Here is an 18,661-nt window from a genome sequence, read left to right on the forward strand (position 1 = left end):
CGTGACATTTAGTTTGGGTATACTACTCCCGTTAAACTCTATGTGAGTGAAATCTATAAGATCGTCACCAATATTGTTAGCACTCCCGTAACGATAACAGAGGGTGAAACGAATAATCTTTTAAATCTTATCGAAACTTCCAATTCTACATCCTCATTAGTTGAAACCACTGAAAAAAAAGGACTCGCTAACAGCTTATGATACAGGGCATTCATCCATACATTCATAAACAGGATAAAAAGAATCAAGACTACCCATTTAAGCCATAAAGGTAGAATGAGAATAGCTGAGCATGTTAAAAAGGTAAGCTGTAAATAAGTAAATAACAATGTTCGATCCCGAAAAAAACCTTTAATTAAGAATTCTAGCAAACCATTTTGCTGGTTTCTCTTCTTAAATATCTTACCTGATTGTCTCCAAAGAATTAGTGGTTTTTTAGAATGATAGGAAGGTACCTTTTCTACTTCTGTTGAAAAGTTCAAAATTAGCTTCATATACTTAACCTTCTCGAGCTCTTCTATCTCTATTTCTCTCATAAACCAATGTTTTTTACTTACGATGTATAGCATATGGAAAACAATGATTACTATGGTAAACAACATGCTCATGTAAAAAGGTACAAAAGGGTAAATCACAATAGATACAGTCAAAATAACTGCTAAGCAAATCCACTTCACAATGCCTTGATTCATCACCTTTTTTATAGTTAAGAATACAAGCGAACTTGCCATTACATACACAGCTATATCCACAATTTCTTGAGGGGAAAGATCATAAATCCCTTTTAGGATTGGTAAAACAATAACCATCAAACAAGATACTGTAAGTAATTTCTGTATGAAAGTATACCAAAACCCTAACATTTTGAGTGTTTTTAGGGTTTTGGGCCTTTGAATTAAAAATAATAAATCTGCATTCATTATAAATGTCCTAAAATTACCCATGAAAGAAACTAAAAGTAATAGGATGATAATCATCATTGCTGGTAATTCTTTACTCCAATATAGGTGTACATTCTCCCAAAGATCTTTATAGAAAAGACAGCCAAATATAATAGAAGGTATAGCCATATAAAGGATAACTGTCCAATCCAGTACAGAATGAATAACTCCCCACTGTTCCCTCCAAGAGTTGATTATTCTTTTAAAAAATAGTCTTTTACTTGACATAGAAATCACGCTCTGTACAGACATCAAAGCAATCAAATAAAGAACCTGTAGATAAGCCACTTCCTTTACGAATTTCTTCTAAGGTGCCTTGCATGATGAGCTGTCCATTCGATACCATGACAAATCGGTCACAAACCTTTTCAGCTGTATCTAAAACATGAGTAGACATTAAAATCCCTGCTCCTCTAGCTTTTTCTTTATTTATTAATTGTAATAAGTGTTTGACGGCTTTTGGATCAAGTCCCATAAATGGCTCATCAATAATGTACAAATTCGGTTGCTTTAAGAAGGCTAAAATAATCATGCACTTTTGCTGCATTCCTTTAGAAAAGCTATCTGGAAAATGATGAATAACATGAGAAAGCTGAAACTCTTCCAGTAACTCATTTGTTTTTTGATAAAATCCTTCCTCTTTGACAGTCATTGTTGATAATAAAAACTCAATATGCTCCCACAAAGTGAGTCTGTCATAAAAAATAGGCCTTTCTGGGATATAAGCAAAATCCTCAGCGTTCACCGTACCCTTGACATGACTCATAATTCCTAATATGGTTTTTATGGTTGAACTTTTACCCGCACCATTAGGTCCTATTAAGCCGACCAATTCACCTGGTTTAATCGAAAAGTCAATATTTCTTATTACTGGTTGTTCATTTTGATAACCTGCTTCCTCAATCTTGACCTTTAATAACAAACTCTTCTCCCCCGTTTTGGTAGATATGTACATATACGTTTGTAAGAAGAAACCGTTTCAAATTTTTTTATATAGACCTGGTTTATGTGTGTTGTAGTTCTTATAGGAAATCAATTTGTTTCCAACCAAATGCTATTTCCTTAAGAATTTTTCCATCCATTTCAATATTCATCTTGTCTATGATTTGACCACCTAAAGCTTGATAAAACAAAGTAGATGGATTATCTTCAAGAACCCAAATGATCATCGAATAAATCTGTTTTTTATGTAAATCTTGTACAACCGCCTGTATTAACTTTCTACCTATTCCTTTTCTTTGAGCATGCTCAAGCAAATAGATCGCGTATACTTCCCCATCATAACCAGCATATTCTTTGGACCTTTCTTTCCCACCAGAAGCAAACCCAACGATCTCTTTAGAATCATTCAAGGCCACAAAAACGCCCCCACCTGGAATTACTGTTTTCCAAAGATCTTCACGACTTCCGTAAGATAAGTTGCTTAAGTACTCAGCACTCATGATATCTTTATAGGTAGATTTCCAGCTATCTACATGAACTTTGGCAATAGCCGGAGCATCTTCTACTGTTGCAGGTCTAATCTCCATTTTACTCTCCCCTTTTTTGTATAATATTACCATAAAAACAGAAAACTATTAATATATTATAAAGGAACCTTATCACCTTCTATAGAATTACTATAATAAAAAACTATTAAAATTTCCAAAGGAGGTTTTCCGTTGAACCATACCCTTTTGTCCGAACAATTTAAAAAGTTTGCCCAAACTGAATGTAGAGGATCAAGTCCTCTTTATGAGCATCTTGCCATTGAAATATCAAATGATCAAGAAATACTTAAACTATGTGAAAATGCTAGGTCAAAACCCATTCCTAACTTATTGTTCGCTGCTGTCCATTACTTATTGTTTAAAGGTAATCAACACCCATTACGTAGGTTTTACCCAAGTTTACAGCAACAACCTATAGATTTAGCCTCGTCGTATCTACCATTCAAGGATTTTTGTAGCATGTACAAAGAAGAAATAACGATGATTTTAAAGTCTAAACTTGTCCAAACAAATGAAGTTAGACGTTGCACCTACCTATATCCTAGCTTCTGTCACATCTATTCTATTATTAATAAGCCGTTAGCTTTAATTGAAATAGGTACAAGTGCAGGATTTCAGCTTTTATGGGATAAATATCGATATCGTTACGGAACTGATCACGTTTATGGAAATAAGGATGCTATGCTTGAACTTACAGCAGATATAAAAGGTGATATTTCTCCGGCTTTATTTCCTGTAAGCCCTCCAGTTGGTTTGAGGATTGGAGTTGATTTACATTTAAATGACGTTAGAAATAATGAAGACTTTTTATGGTTAAAAGCACTTATATGGCCTGAACACGCTGAGAGAATTAGATTGTTAGAGCAGGCTGCTTCTTGTATAAAAGAGACTCCTGTAAATTTAATTGAGGGCGATGGAATTGATTTACTATCTAAAATAGCAGCTGAAATCCCTAGCGAGTATACCATTTGTATCTTCCATACCCATGTTGCAAACCAATTCTCTGTAGAAAGTAAACATAAGCTACTCCAAACTATTAAGGAGATTGGTAGTTCCCGTGAAGTCTTCCATCTCTATAATAATATTTGGGACCAAAGGCTACACCTAGATTATATAGTAGACCAAATTGAATACGAAAATATCATTGGTAACACTGAAGGTCACGGTCGTTGGTTTACTTGGGAACTATCAAAAAGCGAGATGTAAAATTCTCGTTTTTTTAATTGCCATATGTATTTAAATTTTGGATCTTAGACCTAAGCTTTGATTTGTATCAGAATGTGAATTTTATAATCAATAACAGGATTTAAAACCCGCTGCCATCCATTTTTCATCATTATAATACTTGGACAATCACCTACTCAACGCTTTTGAATACACTATTAAAGCGTCTAGGAGGTGAAAAAAGTAATGGGCTTATTAACAGACATTCAACTGGAAAATCTTGAACCACACTCTTGGCAGAATAAAGCTTATCAAGAATTTAAAACAAAGTTGGAGAACAAAGAAAAACCCTTTCCGTGTATTCCAGCCACTCAAGGACATTCTCTTCAACATTTTAGGTATGGATTTATTGGAGATCCACGTGAACCTTCTACTTTATGTGAGCTTGCATTACTATTAAAAGAATATACAAAAACATCAAGGAGCTACGGGAAATATACCTCCCTGATTGTATTTTATAAAACACCTGAAGCTTTAAAGGCTTCATATAGTGTAGAACAGTTCGAAGAGATATTTTGGGAACATTTGAACGAAATTAGTAAACTGGATGAAATGGATTGGCCTACACATATTCCTTTGGATCCGAATGATCCATTATGGGAATTCTGCTTTCATAATGAACAATATTTTATGTATTGCGGTACACCTTCACACCAAAATAGACAAAGTAGACACTCTTCTTACTTTATGTTAGCTATAACACCTCGATGGGTACTTGAAGAATTCCATGCAAAACCTGCGTTGGCTAACAAAATAAAGCCGCAAATAAGAAAAAGACTTGAAAACTATGACTCTATTTCAATTCATCCTGACTTAAACAGTTATGGTCAAGAGAATAACTTTGAGTGGAAGCAATATTTTTTACATGATGATCACTCATCTCTGTCCAAATGTCCTTTTCATAAAGCATTGGGTTCTTTTGATATGAAGGATAAAAAATAGAGCTCTTCTGTGGGAAGGCTCTATTTTCGTTTCTGCGATTGACTAAAGCAATTACTTATACAAAGCTGTATTTTAATGTACCCATTAAACAAGTCATGGATTGGTTAATCACAAGCTTTTATCTTCTCTTTCGAAAGCCTTCTTCCTCTAAGTATTGTTTTGCTTCATTATAGGATGGGAATGTACCATCCAAGTTTCTACCTGCATAAACATTCCACATATCTTCCTCCAGTATTACAGTTAGAGAGTGTTTGTCCGCATTCATCCATGTCTCTTCTTCAAATTCAGTAGTAATTGTTGCTTCTGGTTCGACATGTATAGATAATGATTCAATCGATTTTTCTATGACTGTACGCAGTTCATCTTCAGTGAAGTCTCTGATGTTAGTCATACCTTTATCGTCCATCTCATAACCATCAATTAATTCTGTATAAACATAGCCATTTCCGTTTGGATGTAAATGATAGACTACATTCTTTCTGTCACTACCACTTTCTTCAAAGTGAAAATTCACCCTTTTTAATGACACATCCTTACGAACTAATTCTGAGAATGATTCTATTACGCTTAGTTTTTGTTCAAATGTTAACATAATTCCTCCGATGGTTTATAAATTTACCTTTAAATATTATAGCATTATACAGGAATACTCCAAAATGAATTGAAGCTCTACATACTCTTTCCTTCTTAAAAGAACCATAAAAACCTCTCAAATTATGAATTAGTGGATAACTACTGCTTCTCTACACTGGTCTACTTAAGAGTCGCATTATTAATTAGAACGATTTATTTTCCGTAAACTTAAACAAATTCCCTCCACCATCCCGAGGAGACACTTTCTTTTTCGTTTAGAAGAACAGTTTCACCTATCTTGGGGGTAATCAATTCAACGTCCTCTATTGTTGCTTTTATACAGGCACGCTCTATTGGATCTTTCCATCCATGGAAAGCAAGTGTAAATGCTCCCCAATGTGAAAGGAACATCTTTTTACCTTTAACATCCAAGTGAGCTTGTACTGAATCTTCTGGGACCATATGAATAGATGACCATCGATGATCATATTGCCCCCCTTCAATTAGAGTTAAATCAAAAGGACCATACTTCTCTCCGATTTGTTTAAAATGTTCCCCATATCCTCCATCACCACTAGTGTATAACCTTGAACCATTACCGAGTATCACCCAACCAGTCCATAGAGTAGATTCTCGGTTCAGCATTCCTCTTCCAGAAAAGTGTTGAGAAGGAACAGCAGCAATCGTTAATCCCTCAAAGCTATGTTCATCCCACCAATTCATCTCAGTGAACTTGTCACTTGTAACTCCCCAACGCAATAGATGTGCTCCCACCCCGTATGGAACAAAGAAATGTTTCACTTTTTCTTTAAGTTTAAGTATGGATGGATAATCCAGATGATCATAATGATCGTGAGTAATAAGGACAGCATCAATAAAAGGTAGTTCATCGATAATTGGTAATAAATCTTGACTATAGCGTTTGCTTCCAACAATTGATAGTGGTGAAGGTGAAGGACCGAACATTGGGTCAATCAATATCTTTTTACTATCTATACTAATTAAAAATGATGAATGTCCAAACCATGTAATGCTATCTTCATCTAGCATTACCTGCTCCCAATTTATAGGTGATATCGGGATTATTTTACTGGGCTTACGTTTCTTTTTTCCTATCATTGAATCTTTCATAAGCGACATGATTGTATGAACGCTCATTTTCATGTCTGTTGGGGCTTGATTGATAAACTTACCGTTTCGATAGTTTTTAAAACGATGGTAAGTCTGCCGATCCTCTTTACTAATCTTTCCACCAAAGGTTGGATGGTTTAGAAATAGTATTGTTCCGACCATTAATATGAGTAAAAATAATATAAACAGCATGGCAAGTACCCCTCAAGTAATGTTTTTATACAAATTATACTCTTTCTAAAAGGGAATCAGTTACTATTATGCAAGTTATTTATCTTCAATATAATAAGTACGGAATGGTTACATGATTGTCCGATTAGGAAAGAAATAAAAAAACCCTTGAACTGTTAATCGAGGGTTGTCGGTTCTTAATAATTTGTAGTCACTGAAATGAATTTAATACTCACTTTCTTTTTCGAAATACGGCTTATTTACAAAATAGTACATCCAACCCATAAACACACTTCCACCAATTAAATTCCCAATTGTAACAGGTACCAAATTGTATATGACTCCATTGAATGAGATTGTCCCTGGATGATCTAAAACAAGAGCAATCGCGAAGGTACACATATTGGCAATGCTATGTTCATAACCCGAGATAAAAAAGCAAAATACAAATAGAATCATGACAAAAAGCTTTGCTCCTTCTCCTTTTAGACTCATTGGAATAAAGAATGCAAGGCAAACGAGCCAATTACAAAGGATCCCTCGGAAAAATAATTCTGATATAGGGGTTTGCATTTTTTTCTCAACTACCGTTAATAAAAAACTATTGACTGTAGTTGCAGAAAAAAGTCCTGTTGTATATATAAGGAAGGCGAAAACAATTGCCCCTATAATATTTCCTATATAGCTAACCGTCCATAACTTTACAACCATAGACCAGTTCATTTTCTTCCGATAGGCAGCATAGGACATATAAAAAGTGTTACCAGTGAACAAGTCTCCTCCTCCATAGGCAATCAAAATGATTGCTGTACCAAAGGTGAGCGCTGCAATTGGGTAGGCAAATGGAGAATGTTCGGTATAAAAATAACCACCACTCCTGAAAGCCACAATAACACCAATCCCAACAAACATACTTGCAAGTGCAGATCTAAGAATATAGTGAAGTGGATTGGTTTGATATAGGTTTTCCTTTTTTTTCGCAAGCTTTTCAACCTCGGATAAAGCATTAATCTCCATAGTAAGTGACCAATCTCCCTGCTTATAGATATCTATTGGTTTACTTCATTAAAATGTGGACTTAATATATCCTTTAAAACCGTTGAACTATGTTTAAACTTTTGATGTTCTTCTTCACTTAATTCTAATTCGATAATTTCACGGATTCCTGATCGATTTATAATGGCAGGGACACCGATGTAAACATTCTTTTGACCATATTCTCCGTCAAGATGAGCTGACACTGTTAACACGCTATTTTCATTATGTAAAATTGCTTTCGTAATTCGAACAAGCCCCATTGCAATACCATAATAGGTAGCACCTTTTCCTTCAATAATCTGATAGGCTGCATCCCTGACATTGATAAATATCTCATCTAGATCTTCTTTTTTATACCTGTCATTGCGATTCATTAATTTAAGAACAGGTATGCCTCCAACATCTGCTGCACTGTAAACGGGTAACTCACTATCACCATGTTCCCCGATAATATAAGCATGAACATTTTGAGGGGCAACTTTAAAGTAATCTCCAAGTAAAAATCTAAACCTAGCCGTATCTAGGATGGTACCAGAACCAATCACTCGTCCTTTTGGCAAACCACTGTATTTCCATGTGGCATAGGTTAAGATATCGACTGGATTTGTAGCAACTAGGAAGATTCCATCAAATCCACTTTCCATGACATGTTCAACGATTTCTTTAAATATTTTTAAGTTTTTATCAACTAATTGGAGACGAGTTTCACCTGGCTTTTGATTAGCTCCTGCACAAATAACAACTAAATCAACATCTCCACAATCTTTGTACTCACCAAAGCGGATACTAAGTGGATGAGGAGCAAATACCTTTCCATGATTTAGATCCATCACATCGCCCTTTGCTTTTCCTTTATTAACATCGATCATAATCAGCTCATCGCCAATCCCTTGATTCATAAGGGCAAATGCATAGCTTGACCCAACAAATCCAGTACCAATTAAAGCAACCTTATTGATTCTTTCCCTTGTCAATATGTTCATCCTCTCGAGTAAGAATTAATCTGTAAAGTAATAGAGAACATCAATATGTTTACCTATTGTTATAAAAACATGCTTTGGTAAAAATTTTTTAGTTATTTTTTTTGCAACAAAAAAAGATAGTAGGATCCTTTTTAATCCTACTATCTTTTTTATTTATGAGTGAATTGCTTTTACTAGGGTTCGACTAAATTGTTTCTTTTGTATATATATAAGTCGTCCTGATAACCCAATACCTGCAGCTAATAACCCAACCGTTAAACCAATCCAATATCCTGCAGCATCAAGACTTGTGTAATTGGCTAAAAGATATCCAACTGGTAGGCAGATCAGCCAATATGAGATTAACGTCATGATAAAAGCAATATTCACATCCTTATATCCTCTTAACGCGGCCTGCGCAGTAGCTTGGAGTGCATCTGCCATTTGGAAGAATAATGCATAAATCAAGAAGCTTGCAATTAATGTGATAACCTCTGGTTCATTTGAGTATAAACCTGCCACCTGATATCTAAAAATGACGACTAACAGACCTGTAACTAAGGCGACTATAATGGATAAATTGATTCCCAACCAACTATATGTCTTCGCATCTTTGTAACGTCCTGCCCCAACCTCAAAACCAACGAGCACCGTTAGGGCCATAGATATACTAATCGGGATCATATATAGAAATGAGACAATATTAAGAGCTGATTGATAGGCTGCAATTGTGGAAATAGCGTACTGACTAATTAATATGGTCACTATTGCAAACATGCTCGTTTCAAAAAAACTCGATAGCCCCATTGGGACTCCAATTTTTAAAATTTCTTTACTCTTTTTCCATGTAAATGATTTTAAATCTGTTAAAGATAAATAAAGAGAGAATGGTTCCTTTGTTTTGACGATAAGAGCAGTAATAAAAGCGATCATCCAGTACGTAATCGAGGTTGCATATCCTGCACCAGCACCACCAAGTTCAGGAAATCCCCACTCCCCAAAAATTAACACATAATTTAAGATAAAATTTACGGGTAGCGAAAGTAACATAATAATCATGACTACTCTTGTTTCACCAAGAGCATAAATAAAGGACCTAAGTACGTTAAAAATAAACAATGGAATAATTCCATAGCTAAGACCCACTAAGTAATCAAAAGCAATCGTTTGAACCTCTGGAGCAGCATCCATTAATCCGAGTAAACCATCTAAAAAGAGATAACCGAGTAATATAATGATAGATGCAATAATGAGTGCAAGGTAAATTCCGTGAGAAACAATGGAAGAAACCTCCCTTTTCTTTTTCTCTCCAAAACGCTGTGCTGCAATAGGTGAAACCGCTAGTAAAATGCCACTTAACCCTATAAACACTGGACTCCAGATTGCAGAGCCAATTGCTACTCCTGCCAAATCAGAAGGGTTATATTTTCCGGACATGATTGTATTAAAGAAGACCATTGAAAACATTCCGAGCTGTGTAATTAAAATTGGGATTAGCAAGAATGTAATTTGGTTTATTTTCCCCCTTAGGGTGTCTGTTTGTTTCATGGATGATAAACTCCTAGTTTATTAGATTGAAAACTTCATTATAGTCTATAAATAATAATATTGCTTGCTATAAGATTTTTCCAACTCTCTTTTTTTATTGCGCCGTATAACCTCCATCTATTGTACAAGCTTGCCCTGTGATTCCCCCTGCTTGATTACTTGCCAAAAACATAACATAATTTGAGATTTCTTCAACTTGTAACAATCTCTTTTGTGGAACTAATGGATAAATGACCTCCTCCACTACCTTTTCTAATGGCACCCCTCTGGTTTTCGATAAATCCTCTAGTTGGTTACGAACAAGTGGTGTGTCTACATAACCTGGACAAACCGCGTTCACCGTGATTCCATGCTCAGCTCCTTCTAAAGCCGCAACCTTTGTTAATCCAATCACACCATGCTTTGCACTATTGTAGGCAGCTTTTCCCGCGAATCCGACTAGTCCGTTAATTGAAGCCATATTTATTATACGCCCAAATTTTTGCTTCTTCATAATCGGAAATACATGCTTAATAGCCATGAATGGTGCAGTTAGCATGATAGAAAGCATAGATTCAAATTTCTCAGTTGGAAAGTCTTCAATATTGGAAACATATTGCAATCCTGCATTATTAATCACACATTGTATGGATCCAAAATGAGCAACTGTTTCATCGAGCGCAGACTTAAGCTCATGTTCAACGGTAACATTACATTTAATACCTATTACATGGAATCCCTCATGTCGAAGACTTGAAGCAGCTTCTTTTACTTTTTCCTCGTTTATATCTGATAAAGCAACCTTTGCCCCATTTTGTGCAAATGCTTTTGCCATTTCAAGTCCAATCCCGCTTGCAGCTCCTGTTATAAACACCACTTGATTTTCAAGCATTCAATAACCCCCTTTATTTATGAAAACGATTTCATTTTTTAACATACTCCCCCTTTACACTTTTTTGGTGTAAGTACTATGCATTTACTATATTACAACTTATTACATTTTTGCAAAATTAAGTTTATAATTATTAAAAGATGTATAAGGGAGGTAGAAACAAACTCTAATGAATAGAAAGCTTCGTTTACTAATTTGTTCTTTCCTCTTTCTTACAATAATCTATATTTTAGTTGTTCATTACCAGATTTCCGCAACTGCAAAGCAAATACCGCCCAAAGATGCAGATTATTTAGTAGTACTTGGAGCAAAAATTAATGGTGAGGAGATGTCTCTCGCACTACATTATCGAGTATTGATCGCAACCCAATATCTAAAGGAAAATCCTACAACTCAAGTTGTCGTCTCAGGTGGTCAAGGTCCTGGTGAAAGTATAACAGAAGCTGAGGCTATGAAAAGGTACCTACTAAATGAGGGCATAGAAGAGCAACGGATCCTAACTGAGGATCAATCAACCACCACCTTTGAGAACCTATCGTTTTCTAAAGAATTACTGGATTCAACTAAACAAGTGATCATCGTAAGCAGTGATTTTCATTTATATCGTTCTACAATTATTGCAAATAGACTGGGCTATGAACAGATATATACACTTCCTGCCAAGACACCATGGGTTGTAAAACCAAAACTCTGGATTCGAGAATATGCAGCCGTGCTAAAAACATTAATGGTTGATCGATAAGCTAAGGAGTGTTTAATATGAAGTATTTTAATGAAAAGGAAATTCGATCCATTATCTCTATGAAAGGTTTGATTGATGAATTAGAACGTTTTTATCTAAATAAAAAAGAAGTCAATATTCCAGATCGCCTTCATATAGATGACAAGGATAATACAATACTAATTATGCCTGCATTCGATCCTGACTATTACGCTATTAAACTTGTAGGAGTTGCACCTCGAAACAAGGAATTAAATAAACCTTCTATTCATGGTACTGTTATTCTGCATGATCGTCATACACTTGAACCACTAGTCTTTTATGATGGAAGTGCTGTTACTGGTATCAGAACAGGAGCAATTGGCGGATTGGGGATGAAGCACCTTTCCAGTAAAACAGCAGATTCAATTGGAATTATCGGAACAGGCATTCAGGGTTGGAGTCATCTTGAGGCATCTTTAACTGTACGAGATATTAAAAAGGTTTATTTGTATAATAGAAGCAAGTCATCCCTACATAGTTTTCAGGAACGTGTTCAAAATGTTTACCCACATTTAAGTGTCTTCGTAGCTACTAACGTTGAAGAACTAGTTTTATCATCAGACATCGTTGTAACAACTACTACTTCCTCTAGTCCTGTGATTTCCGAATTATCCCCGGTATCGTTTGAAAATAAGTTATTTGTAGCTGTAGGCTCGTTCAAGCCTTCTATGCAGGAATTACCTAATAGCCTATTAAAAAATATAAACCCTATTTACGTTGATACTAAAACCGCATTAGTTGAATCGGGAGATATGCTTAAGGCACAGGAGCTTCAAAAGGAGCAGCTACAGGTTCTGACTCTAGATGACTTGATTAATAATAAATCAAAACAGCCTTCCAAAAACTCTTATACTATTTTTAAATCTGTTGGAATGTCACTCTTTGATTTGTTAACTGTAAAATTCATTTATGAGCAGAGTCAGTAAATGCAAAAAGGAGCCTTTATGAGGCTCTCTCTGTAATGGATTTTAGGTTTATGATAGATTTCCACACGTGCTTTCTATCTAAATCCTAAGTCTATGCGTTTACATTCCCCAAAACACCATTGGTTGCAGTCATGGCAATAATGACACATCCCCACATATGTTTGTATGCAGTTACCATGTCTTCACATGTAAATGTTATGGTCTTTGGATCTAGTAAGGTTACCGATGGAATTGTTGTTGTCATTAAAGCTTGATTTGGACCTTTGAATTGGATTTCAAATGTGATGGGACCTTCTACTGTTAATGGTTTAAACTGTTCAATCCTTTTTACTGCTACTTCTACATTTTCTTTTATTAGCTGCTGCGCTTTTTTAGGGTGAAGCAATTCTGCAGAAAAACGATCGATTCCCCTTTTTACGACAGCTGCTTCAACGTCCGGAATGGTCTCCTTTACTTCTGAAACATAAGCATCATCACCAGAGATGAAAATGGTAGGCACGTTAAACTGTCCCGCAACCATTGCATTCATTTCTGTTTCGCCGACTACTTTACCGTTGATTCTCATCTCATTCACACAAATTCCAGCTAAAGTATGACTAATAACCGTTCTTTCTGACCCACCTTCACGTCCATGATGTCCAACAAACAGGATTCCATCAAAGCTATCATCTAATCCTTCTAACTGGCACATGACGCGGTTACTTCCTTGGACTAAAGTTGCTCTTTGGTCAAGATCCTCAATAAATATATTGGACATATTTCCATGTCCATCTGCCACAACTACTTCTGTTGCACCTCCATTAAATGCACCTTCAATCGCTGCATTCACATCTTGAGTCATTAGCTTTCGAAAGCGTTGATATTCACTTGGAGTTTTTAGTTGTTGACCAGTCGCTACACCAGAAATACCTTCAATATCGGCTGAAATAAAAAGTTTCATATATAAGTCTCCTTTTTCGGGTAATTTATCTAATCTAATATGTACTTAGTTTAATAATAGAAGGATTTTAGGATTCCTGCAAGAAAGGTTCCCTTATTATGAGATTATAGAGTAGCGGAGTACTTATCATATTCTTTCTAACAAAAAAAGCCAAACATTATATAATAAATGTGTTTGGCTTACGCAGGAATCTGCTATATTTTTTATTCCTTATGGATAGACGGTAATGAGATCGTAAAGGTTGTTCCTTTTCCCAGCTCACTTTCACAGTTAAGAGAGCCATGATGATTTCTAATAATTCGCTGGGTAATCATCAAACCCAATCCATTCCCTTTAGTTTTCGTTGTATAGAAGGGTTCTCCAATTGTCTTAATCTTCTCATTTGAAATACCACAGCCTTCATCCATAACTTTAATTATCACTTCTGAATCGGTTTGGTAACAGCTTATTTGGACTTTACCTTTTAAATTTGATTCCATGGCCTCTATAGAATTTTTAACTAAGTTCAAGAATACTTGTTTAATTTGATTTTGATCGCCATTTATGTAGAATGAAGAATTAGTTGGCTCTAATTCAAGGGTGACTCCTTGTGTAAATGCCTGTGATTCCATTAAAAATATGACATCTTTTAATACTGAAACGATATTAAATTTATTTGTTTGGAAAGCTTGGGGTTTAGCTAGCATCATCAACTCTCCGGCGATTCGATCAATACTTTCTACTTCCGCGTTAATGACATCAATAAACTCAGGCTTAATATGAATGGGATCTTCTTTCATCATCTTTAGAAAGCCTTTAATAGTCGTAAGGGGATTTCTGATTTCATGGCCAATCCCAGCTGATAGTTCCCCTAATAAGGAAAGCTTTTCTTTCTTCACTAGTGCTTCTTCTGCTTTTCTTTTTTCACTTATATCAATGGTAGAACCAATTATACTAACTGTTTGACCCTTTACTACAACGGGATTTATAACAGTTAATAAGACTAAGTCATTCCGTTCTCTTTCTTCAAACACTACTTTCTCTTTCATTTCCCAACAATGATGATACTTTTCTATTACTCCAACTGCAATACTTAAGTCCATGATATCCTGAGGTCTTTTTCCAACAACTTGCTCTGGAAGATTATCAAACTCGTTAATAAGCTGGCCGTCAAAGAGTGTATAAACGTAATCAAGTCCCTGTTTTTCTATACTAAATATTAAACCTTGTTGGTGATGGATCACTTTTTGAAACTTTTCTTTTGTTTGGAGAATCTCTACCTGGTAATTTTTTCTTGCACTAATATCTCGAGCAATACCGATGATATGATGACAACGTTCATCATCCTCAAAAACTGGGACGATGGTCGTTTCAAAAGTAATCATCACACCATTAAGTGTTAAAGTTTCTTCATAGGTTAACGAGCTTTTAGATGAAATTGCTCCGCTATACCTCTTGAAAATTTCAACAGATTCTGCTGGCGTTACAATCTCATCAATACGTTTATTGATGAGTTGTGACTTCTTCATACCCGTTCCTTTAAGGTAGGCATGATTCACTTCAATACAACGGTATCCCTCATTTTCTTCCACTTTTATAACAAAAACCATATCCTCTAAATAATTGACTAGAGTTTTAAAATTGATTGTTTTATTTTCTAGTAGTCTACTAATGATCATGAGTATACCTCAGTATTTTTTGGATTTACCTTTATTATATTTAACTATGTAAATATTTGCTATATATCATTTTAAAATTTTAATAGGCTGATTATACAGTGAACATGGCAAGTGAAGATCAGTATTATGCCATAACTTTATTTTACGTCCTTCTTTAACAATTTCCACTTGTAATATATGTCCATAACTGATCGGATTTTGTGGCCAATACTTTTTCACCAAGTGCGTAAGCCCAGGTTGTTTCGTTGCCAAATTCTTCCCTCCATGACCAAACTCGTCTTGTGCTTTGATGAAGAGGATGTTCATCCGTAAAGCCCATAGCGGCATGAACTTGATGGGCAATTCGCGTTACCACTTCTGTTGCATCTCCAAGTTGAATTTTAGCCATAGCCACTTCATCTATATTTATGTTGTCATCTACCCTATTGACGATATAATCAGCAACGGCCATAGATGCTGTTGTTTCTCCAGCTAAAATAGCTAACTGCTGCTGAATCGCTTGAAATTTACTAATAGGTCTTCCAAATTGGATTCGTTCTTTTGAATAGGTTACGGTTAATTCTAATATTCTTTCTAATGCACCAGTCATTAGTAGAACACGTGATAAAGTTGCCATATAAAGAAGCTTCTCTACCTGTTCTAATTCAATCTTTGTTACTGATTCCTTAGCAACCCTAAGATTAGAAAATACGACTTCATCCCTTGGTTCTCCAGCTAGGCTATTCTTTTCTTTAACCTCACAGTCTGATAACCGAAGGCTTGTAAGTAACAGAGCCTCTTCTACAGTCTTCCCTACAACTACAACAAAATCTGAATTTCTTGCCCATGGAACAAAGCTTGCTCTTCCAGAAACCCGCCAAGTCTCTCCGTCCTCCGTAAAGGTTATAACATCCTTCATTATTGCCTGAGAGAATGTAGCTATTTTAGGAGTTACAGGTAACCCTGCTGTAGATAAAAATCTATTAGCAAGTATGTGTTCAGCTATTGGTATTGGTGCTGCATAATAGCCGGCAATTTTTAAAAGTGACAGGAAATCTCCAAGATCACCACCAGCACCTCCTTGTTCTTCGTCAACACCAACCATTGTCACACCTAGTTCATCTAGTTTTTTCCATAAGGATTTTGGGAACGTCCCTTTTTCCGCTTCTGTAATCAATTCTTTCGAACAATGGTCCTTTAGTAATTTTCCAACTGTATCTTCTAGCATGGATCGAATTTCACTCATCGTACTCCTAACCCCCTAGCGATAATTCCACGTAAAATTTCTGTCGTTCCACCTCGTAAGGTAAACCCAGGCGAGTGAAGTATTGCTTGAGCTAATAATGTATCAAATGAAGAACCTGAGGAAACGGAAGGTTGGCTTTGAATTAGCAACCGAGCAACCTTAATTACCTCGTTCTCATACTCTGTTCCTAAATCCTTCACAAGGGCTGCTGCTACTTCTGGTGTGGTTCCCTTTTCTAATAATCCCGCTACCCCTAATGACATTTGTCGCAAAGTCCATAATCTAGCAACTAACCGACCAACTTCTATCTTTGCATGGTCGGAAGTAGAATTTGCAAGTCGTTTTACTAATTCAGCTAGTAATGGATATGTACTCATAATTCTCTCCGGACCACTACGTTCATAGGCTAGCTCAGCCAGACTCTGCTTCCACCCTTGCCCCTCTTCACCAATGATCATATCTTCAGTAATCTCCACATCCTCCATGATGATTTCATTGAAATGGTGTTCGCCTGTCATTAAATGAATAGGACGAATCGTAACACCTGGTGCATGTAGATCGAGTAAGATTTGACTTAAGCCTTCATGCTTTTTCTCTCCTAACGCCTCTGTACGACAAAGTGTAATCATGTAATGACAATGATGTGCACCACTAGACCAAATCTTAGTGCCGTTTAGTAACCATTTATCACCAACCTTCTTTGCTCGGGTAGACACAGAGGCAAGGTCTGACCCTGAATTTGGTTCACTCAATCCAATCGCAAAGTATATTTCTCCTTTAGCAATGCCAGGAAGAATTTTCTGTCTTTGTTCTTCAGTTCCATATTTTAATAGGAGCGGCCCAGTTTGACGGTCAGCAAACCAATGAGCAGCAACTGGTGCTCCACTTGCTAAAAGCTCTTCTGTAACGACAAATCTTTCTAAGGCAGATCGTTCATGTCCACCATATTCCTTCGGCCAAGTTAATCCAAGCCAGCCTCTTTCACCAATTTTGCGGCTAAATTCAGCTGAGTAGCCTCCTAGCCACGAGTCACATTTAGGATCGAAATTTCCTAATTCTTTTTCCTTTATTAAGAATTCTCTTACCTCTTGCTGAAGTGCTAATGCAGATTCCGGTAAATTAATGCTTGGAAGCTTTAACTGTTTCAAGCTCTTTCCTCCCTATACTTATTTTTTTATAACAGCTCTTTACTTTAACCAATTATTTTAACAATATATTGGGATGATTAGGATAATCCTTTGTTCCTGAGCACAGGTGGTATACTTGTAAAATTTCTTCTAGTTGTTTCGTGACTTTAACCTTGATAAGTCACTAGCATAGAAGTTTCCTTAAAAATAAACGGCACTAGAGAGCGCTTACATTACAGTCTATTTTTTACTTTTTGTTTTCATCTCTTCTAGTAATGTCATGTATTCATGTGTATCTGTTACAACAGCCATATGAGAAGACACCATATCAAGATGAGTTCGTAAGCTTAGTTTATCGTGGTTCTTTACTAATCTTTTAATCATCCGTAATGCATTTTGCGGTTTTGAACACAAGACTTGAGCGAATTGTAGCGTTTTATCTAATACCTGATCTGCTGGATATACATAATCGACCATACCGATTTGTTTTGCTTCATTTGCTTTAATTCTTTCACCTGTCCATAAAAGCTCTAGAGCCTTGGGTTCCCCTACAATCTTTGGTAAAAAATAGCTTCCTCCGTCACCAGGTACAAGACCTAAATGGATATATCCTTCACCTAACCTTGCAGATTCCGAACAAAAACGGAGATCACACATTAATGCCATGTCAAGTCCTGCACCAATTGCATCACCATTCATACACGCAATTACGGGTTTGTCAATTTCCTCTAATAATAAGGGGATTTTTTGGATATTATCCCAAAGTGCGGACTTTCTTTTCACCGCATCACTCCATAAATCTTCCTCAGGCTCGCCAATGAATCCCTCACCCTTTGATAATGCTTTAATATCTCCACCAGCTGAAAAAGCTTTACCAGTAGCAGTAACAATTAACACCTTCATATTTTTGTCATTCTTGAATTCTTGCAAAGCTTCGTACCAGCCTTGAATCATGTTATGGCTAAATGAATTTAAAGAATCAGGTCTATTTAGCGTTAAGACGGCAATCCCATCATTCCTTTTTTCCAACACAATGTGATTTATTGTTGTCATTCTATCCACCTCTTATTTTCATTTTATATTTCTAATCTTCTGACTATTAACTATTTCTCTACTGAATCGTATATTCCT

18 protein-coding genes are annotated in these 18,661 nt (G+C 36.0%); 4 read left to right on the top strand and 14 right to left on the bottom strand.

The window, feature by feature from the left end; translation table 11 throughout:
* Window positions 1–53: 53 nt before the first annotated feature.
* The 3 genes from M1D60_RS12695 to M1D60_RS12705 all read right to left on the bottom strand — a co-directional run bounded on the left by M1D60_RS12695 (window position 54) and on the right by M1D60_RS12705 (window position 2,470).
* The gene (locus M1D60_RS12695; protein ID WP_456275241.1) at window positions 54–1,169 is read right to left on the bottom strand and encodes an ABC transporter permease; all 1,116 of its coding nucleotides are present in this window, start codon (window positions 1,167–1,169) and stop codon (window positions 54–56) included.
* Window positions 1,159–1,863 (bottom strand): ABC transporter ATP-binding protein, encoded by a 705-nt coding sequence (locus M1D60_RS12700; protein WP_456275242.1) that lies wholly within the window; start codon window positions 1,861–1,863, stop codon window positions 1,159–1,161. Before M1D60_RS12700 ends, M1D60_RS12695 begins: the two co-directional genes overlap by 11 nt.
* 100 nt (window positions 1,864–1,963) lie before the next feature.
* Complete coding sequence (locus M1D60_RS12705; RefSeq protein WP_456275243.1) at window positions 1,964–2,470, bottom strand: N-acetyltransferase family protein; 507 nt, start codon at window positions 2,468–2,470, stop codon at window positions 1,964–1,966.
* 132 nt (window positions 2,471–2,602) lie between these two features.
* Here M1D60_RS12705 and M1D60_RS12710 point away from each other — a divergent pair, with 132 nt between their 5' ends.
* Window positions 2,603–3,637, top strand: coding sequence for a DUF2332 domain-containing protein (locus tag M1D60_RS12710; RefSeq protein WP_456275244.1), 1,035 nt, complete (start codon window positions 2,603–2,605; stop codon window positions 3,635–3,637).
* A 204-nt stretch (window positions 3,638–3,841) separates the two neighbouring features.
* Window positions 3,842–4,597 carry a YqcI/YcgG family protein gene (locus M1D60_RS12715; protein WP_456275245.1) on the top strand — a complete coding sequence of 252 codons (756 nt, stop codon included), beginning with the start codon at window positions 3,842–3,844 and terminating at the stop codon, window positions 4,595–4,597.
* Between the two features lie 118 nt (window positions 4,598–4,715).
* Here the strand turns inward: M1D60_RS12715 and M1D60_RS12720 are convergent, their stop codons facing one another.
* From M1D60_RS12720 to M1D60_RS12745, 6 genes are all read right to left on the bottom strand, one after another.
* Window positions 4,716–5,189, bottom strand: a complete 474-nt coding sequence (locus tag M1D60_RS12720) for a hypothetical protein (RefSeq protein WP_456275246.1) — start codon at window positions 5,187–5,189, stop codon at window positions 4,716–4,718.
* A 209-nt stretch (window positions 5,190–5,398) separates the two neighbouring features.
* Window positions 5,399–6,493, bottom strand: a complete 1,095-nt coding sequence (locus tag M1D60_RS12725; RefSeq protein WP_456275247.1) for an MBL fold metallo-hydrolase — start codon at window positions 6,491–6,493, stop codon at window positions 5,399–5,401.
* A gap of 204 nt (window positions 6,494–6,697) precedes the next feature.
* On the bottom strand, window positions 6,698–7,489 hold the full coding sequence (locus tag M1D60_RS12730; protein WP_456275248.1) for a formate/nitrite transporter family protein: 792 nt from the start codon (window positions 7,487–7,489) through the stop codon (window positions 6,698–6,700).
* Between the two features lie 32 nt (window positions 7,490–7,521).
* Window positions 7,522–8,484: an L-lactate dehydrogenase gene (locus M1D60_RS12735; RefSeq protein ID WP_456275249.1), complete on the bottom strand. Its 963-nt coding sequence runs from the start codon at window positions 8,482–8,484 to the stop codon at window positions 7,522–7,524.
* A 162-nt stretch (window positions 8,485–8,646) separates the two neighbouring features.
* Window positions 8,647–10,020, bottom strand: a complete 1,374-nt coding sequence (locus tag M1D60_RS12740) for an MATE family efflux transporter (protein WP_456275250.1) — start codon at window positions 10,018–10,020, stop codon at window positions 8,647–8,649.
* A gap of 94 nt (window positions 10,021–10,114) precedes the next feature.
* On the bottom strand, window positions 10,115–10,891 hold the full coding sequence (locus tag M1D60_RS12745; protein ID WP_456275251.1) for a 3-hydroxybutyrate dehydrogenase: 777 nt from the start codon (window positions 10,889–10,891) through the stop codon (window positions 10,115–10,117).
* 169 nt (window positions 10,892–11,060) lie between these two features.
* Here M1D60_RS12745 and M1D60_RS12750 point away from each other — a divergent pair, with 169 nt between their 5' ends.
* Together M1D60_RS12750 and M1D60_RS12755 are read left to right on the top strand one after the other, a co-directional pair.
* Window positions 11,061–11,633, top strand: a complete 573-nt coding sequence (locus M1D60_RS12750; protein ID WP_456275252.1) for a YdcF family protein — start codon at window positions 11,061–11,063, stop codon at window positions 11,631–11,633.
* A 17-nt stretch (window positions 11,634–11,650) separates the two neighbouring features.
* Window positions 11,651–12,580 carry an ornithine cyclodeaminase family protein gene (locus M1D60_RS12755; RefSeq protein WP_456275253.1) on the top strand — a complete coding sequence of 310 codons (930 nt, stop codon included), beginning with the start codon at window positions 11,651–11,653 and terminating at the stop codon, window positions 12,578–12,580.
* A gap of 91 nt (window positions 12,581–12,671) precedes the next feature.
* Here M1D60_RS12755 and M1D60_RS12760 read toward each other — a convergent pair whose 3' ends face one another.
* The 5 genes from M1D60_RS12760 to M1D60_RS12780 form a co-directional block, all read right to left on the bottom strand.
* The gene (locus M1D60_RS12760) at window positions 12,672–13,520 is read right to left on the bottom strand and encodes a M55 family metallopeptidase (protein ID WP_456275254.1); all 849 of its coding nucleotides are present in this window, start codon (window positions 13,518–13,520) and stop codon (window positions 12,672–12,674) included.
* A 203-nt stretch (window positions 13,521–13,723) separates the two neighbouring features.
* Entirely contained in the window at window positions 13,724–15,178 is a 1,455-nt protein-coding gene (locus tag M1D60_RS12765) for an ATP-binding protein (protein WP_456275255.1), read from the bottom strand.
* A gap of 154 nt (window positions 15,179–15,332) precedes the next feature.
* On the bottom strand, window positions 15,333–16,403 hold the full coding sequence (locus tag M1D60_RS12770; protein ID WP_456275256.1) for an acyl-CoA dehydrogenase family protein: 1,071 nt from the start codon (window positions 16,401–16,403) through the stop codon (window positions 15,333–15,335).
* Entirely contained in the window at window positions 16,400–17,551 is a 1,152-nt protein-coding gene (locus tag M1D60_RS12775; protein WP_456275257.1) for an acyl-CoA dehydrogenase family protein, read from the bottom strand. The genes M1D60_RS12770 and M1D60_RS12775 overlap by 4 nt, the downstream gene beginning before the upstream one ends.
* A 219-nt stretch (window positions 17,552–17,770) precedes the next feature.
* On the bottom strand, window positions 17,771–18,583 hold the full coding sequence (locus M1D60_RS12780; RefSeq protein ID WP_456275258.1) for an enoyl-CoA hydratase/isomerase family protein: 813 nt from the start codon (window positions 18,581–18,583) through the stop codon (window positions 17,771–17,773).
* Window positions 18,584–18,661 lie beyond the last annotated feature (78 nt).

The organism is Bacillus sp. AK128 (genome assembly GCF_053903075.1).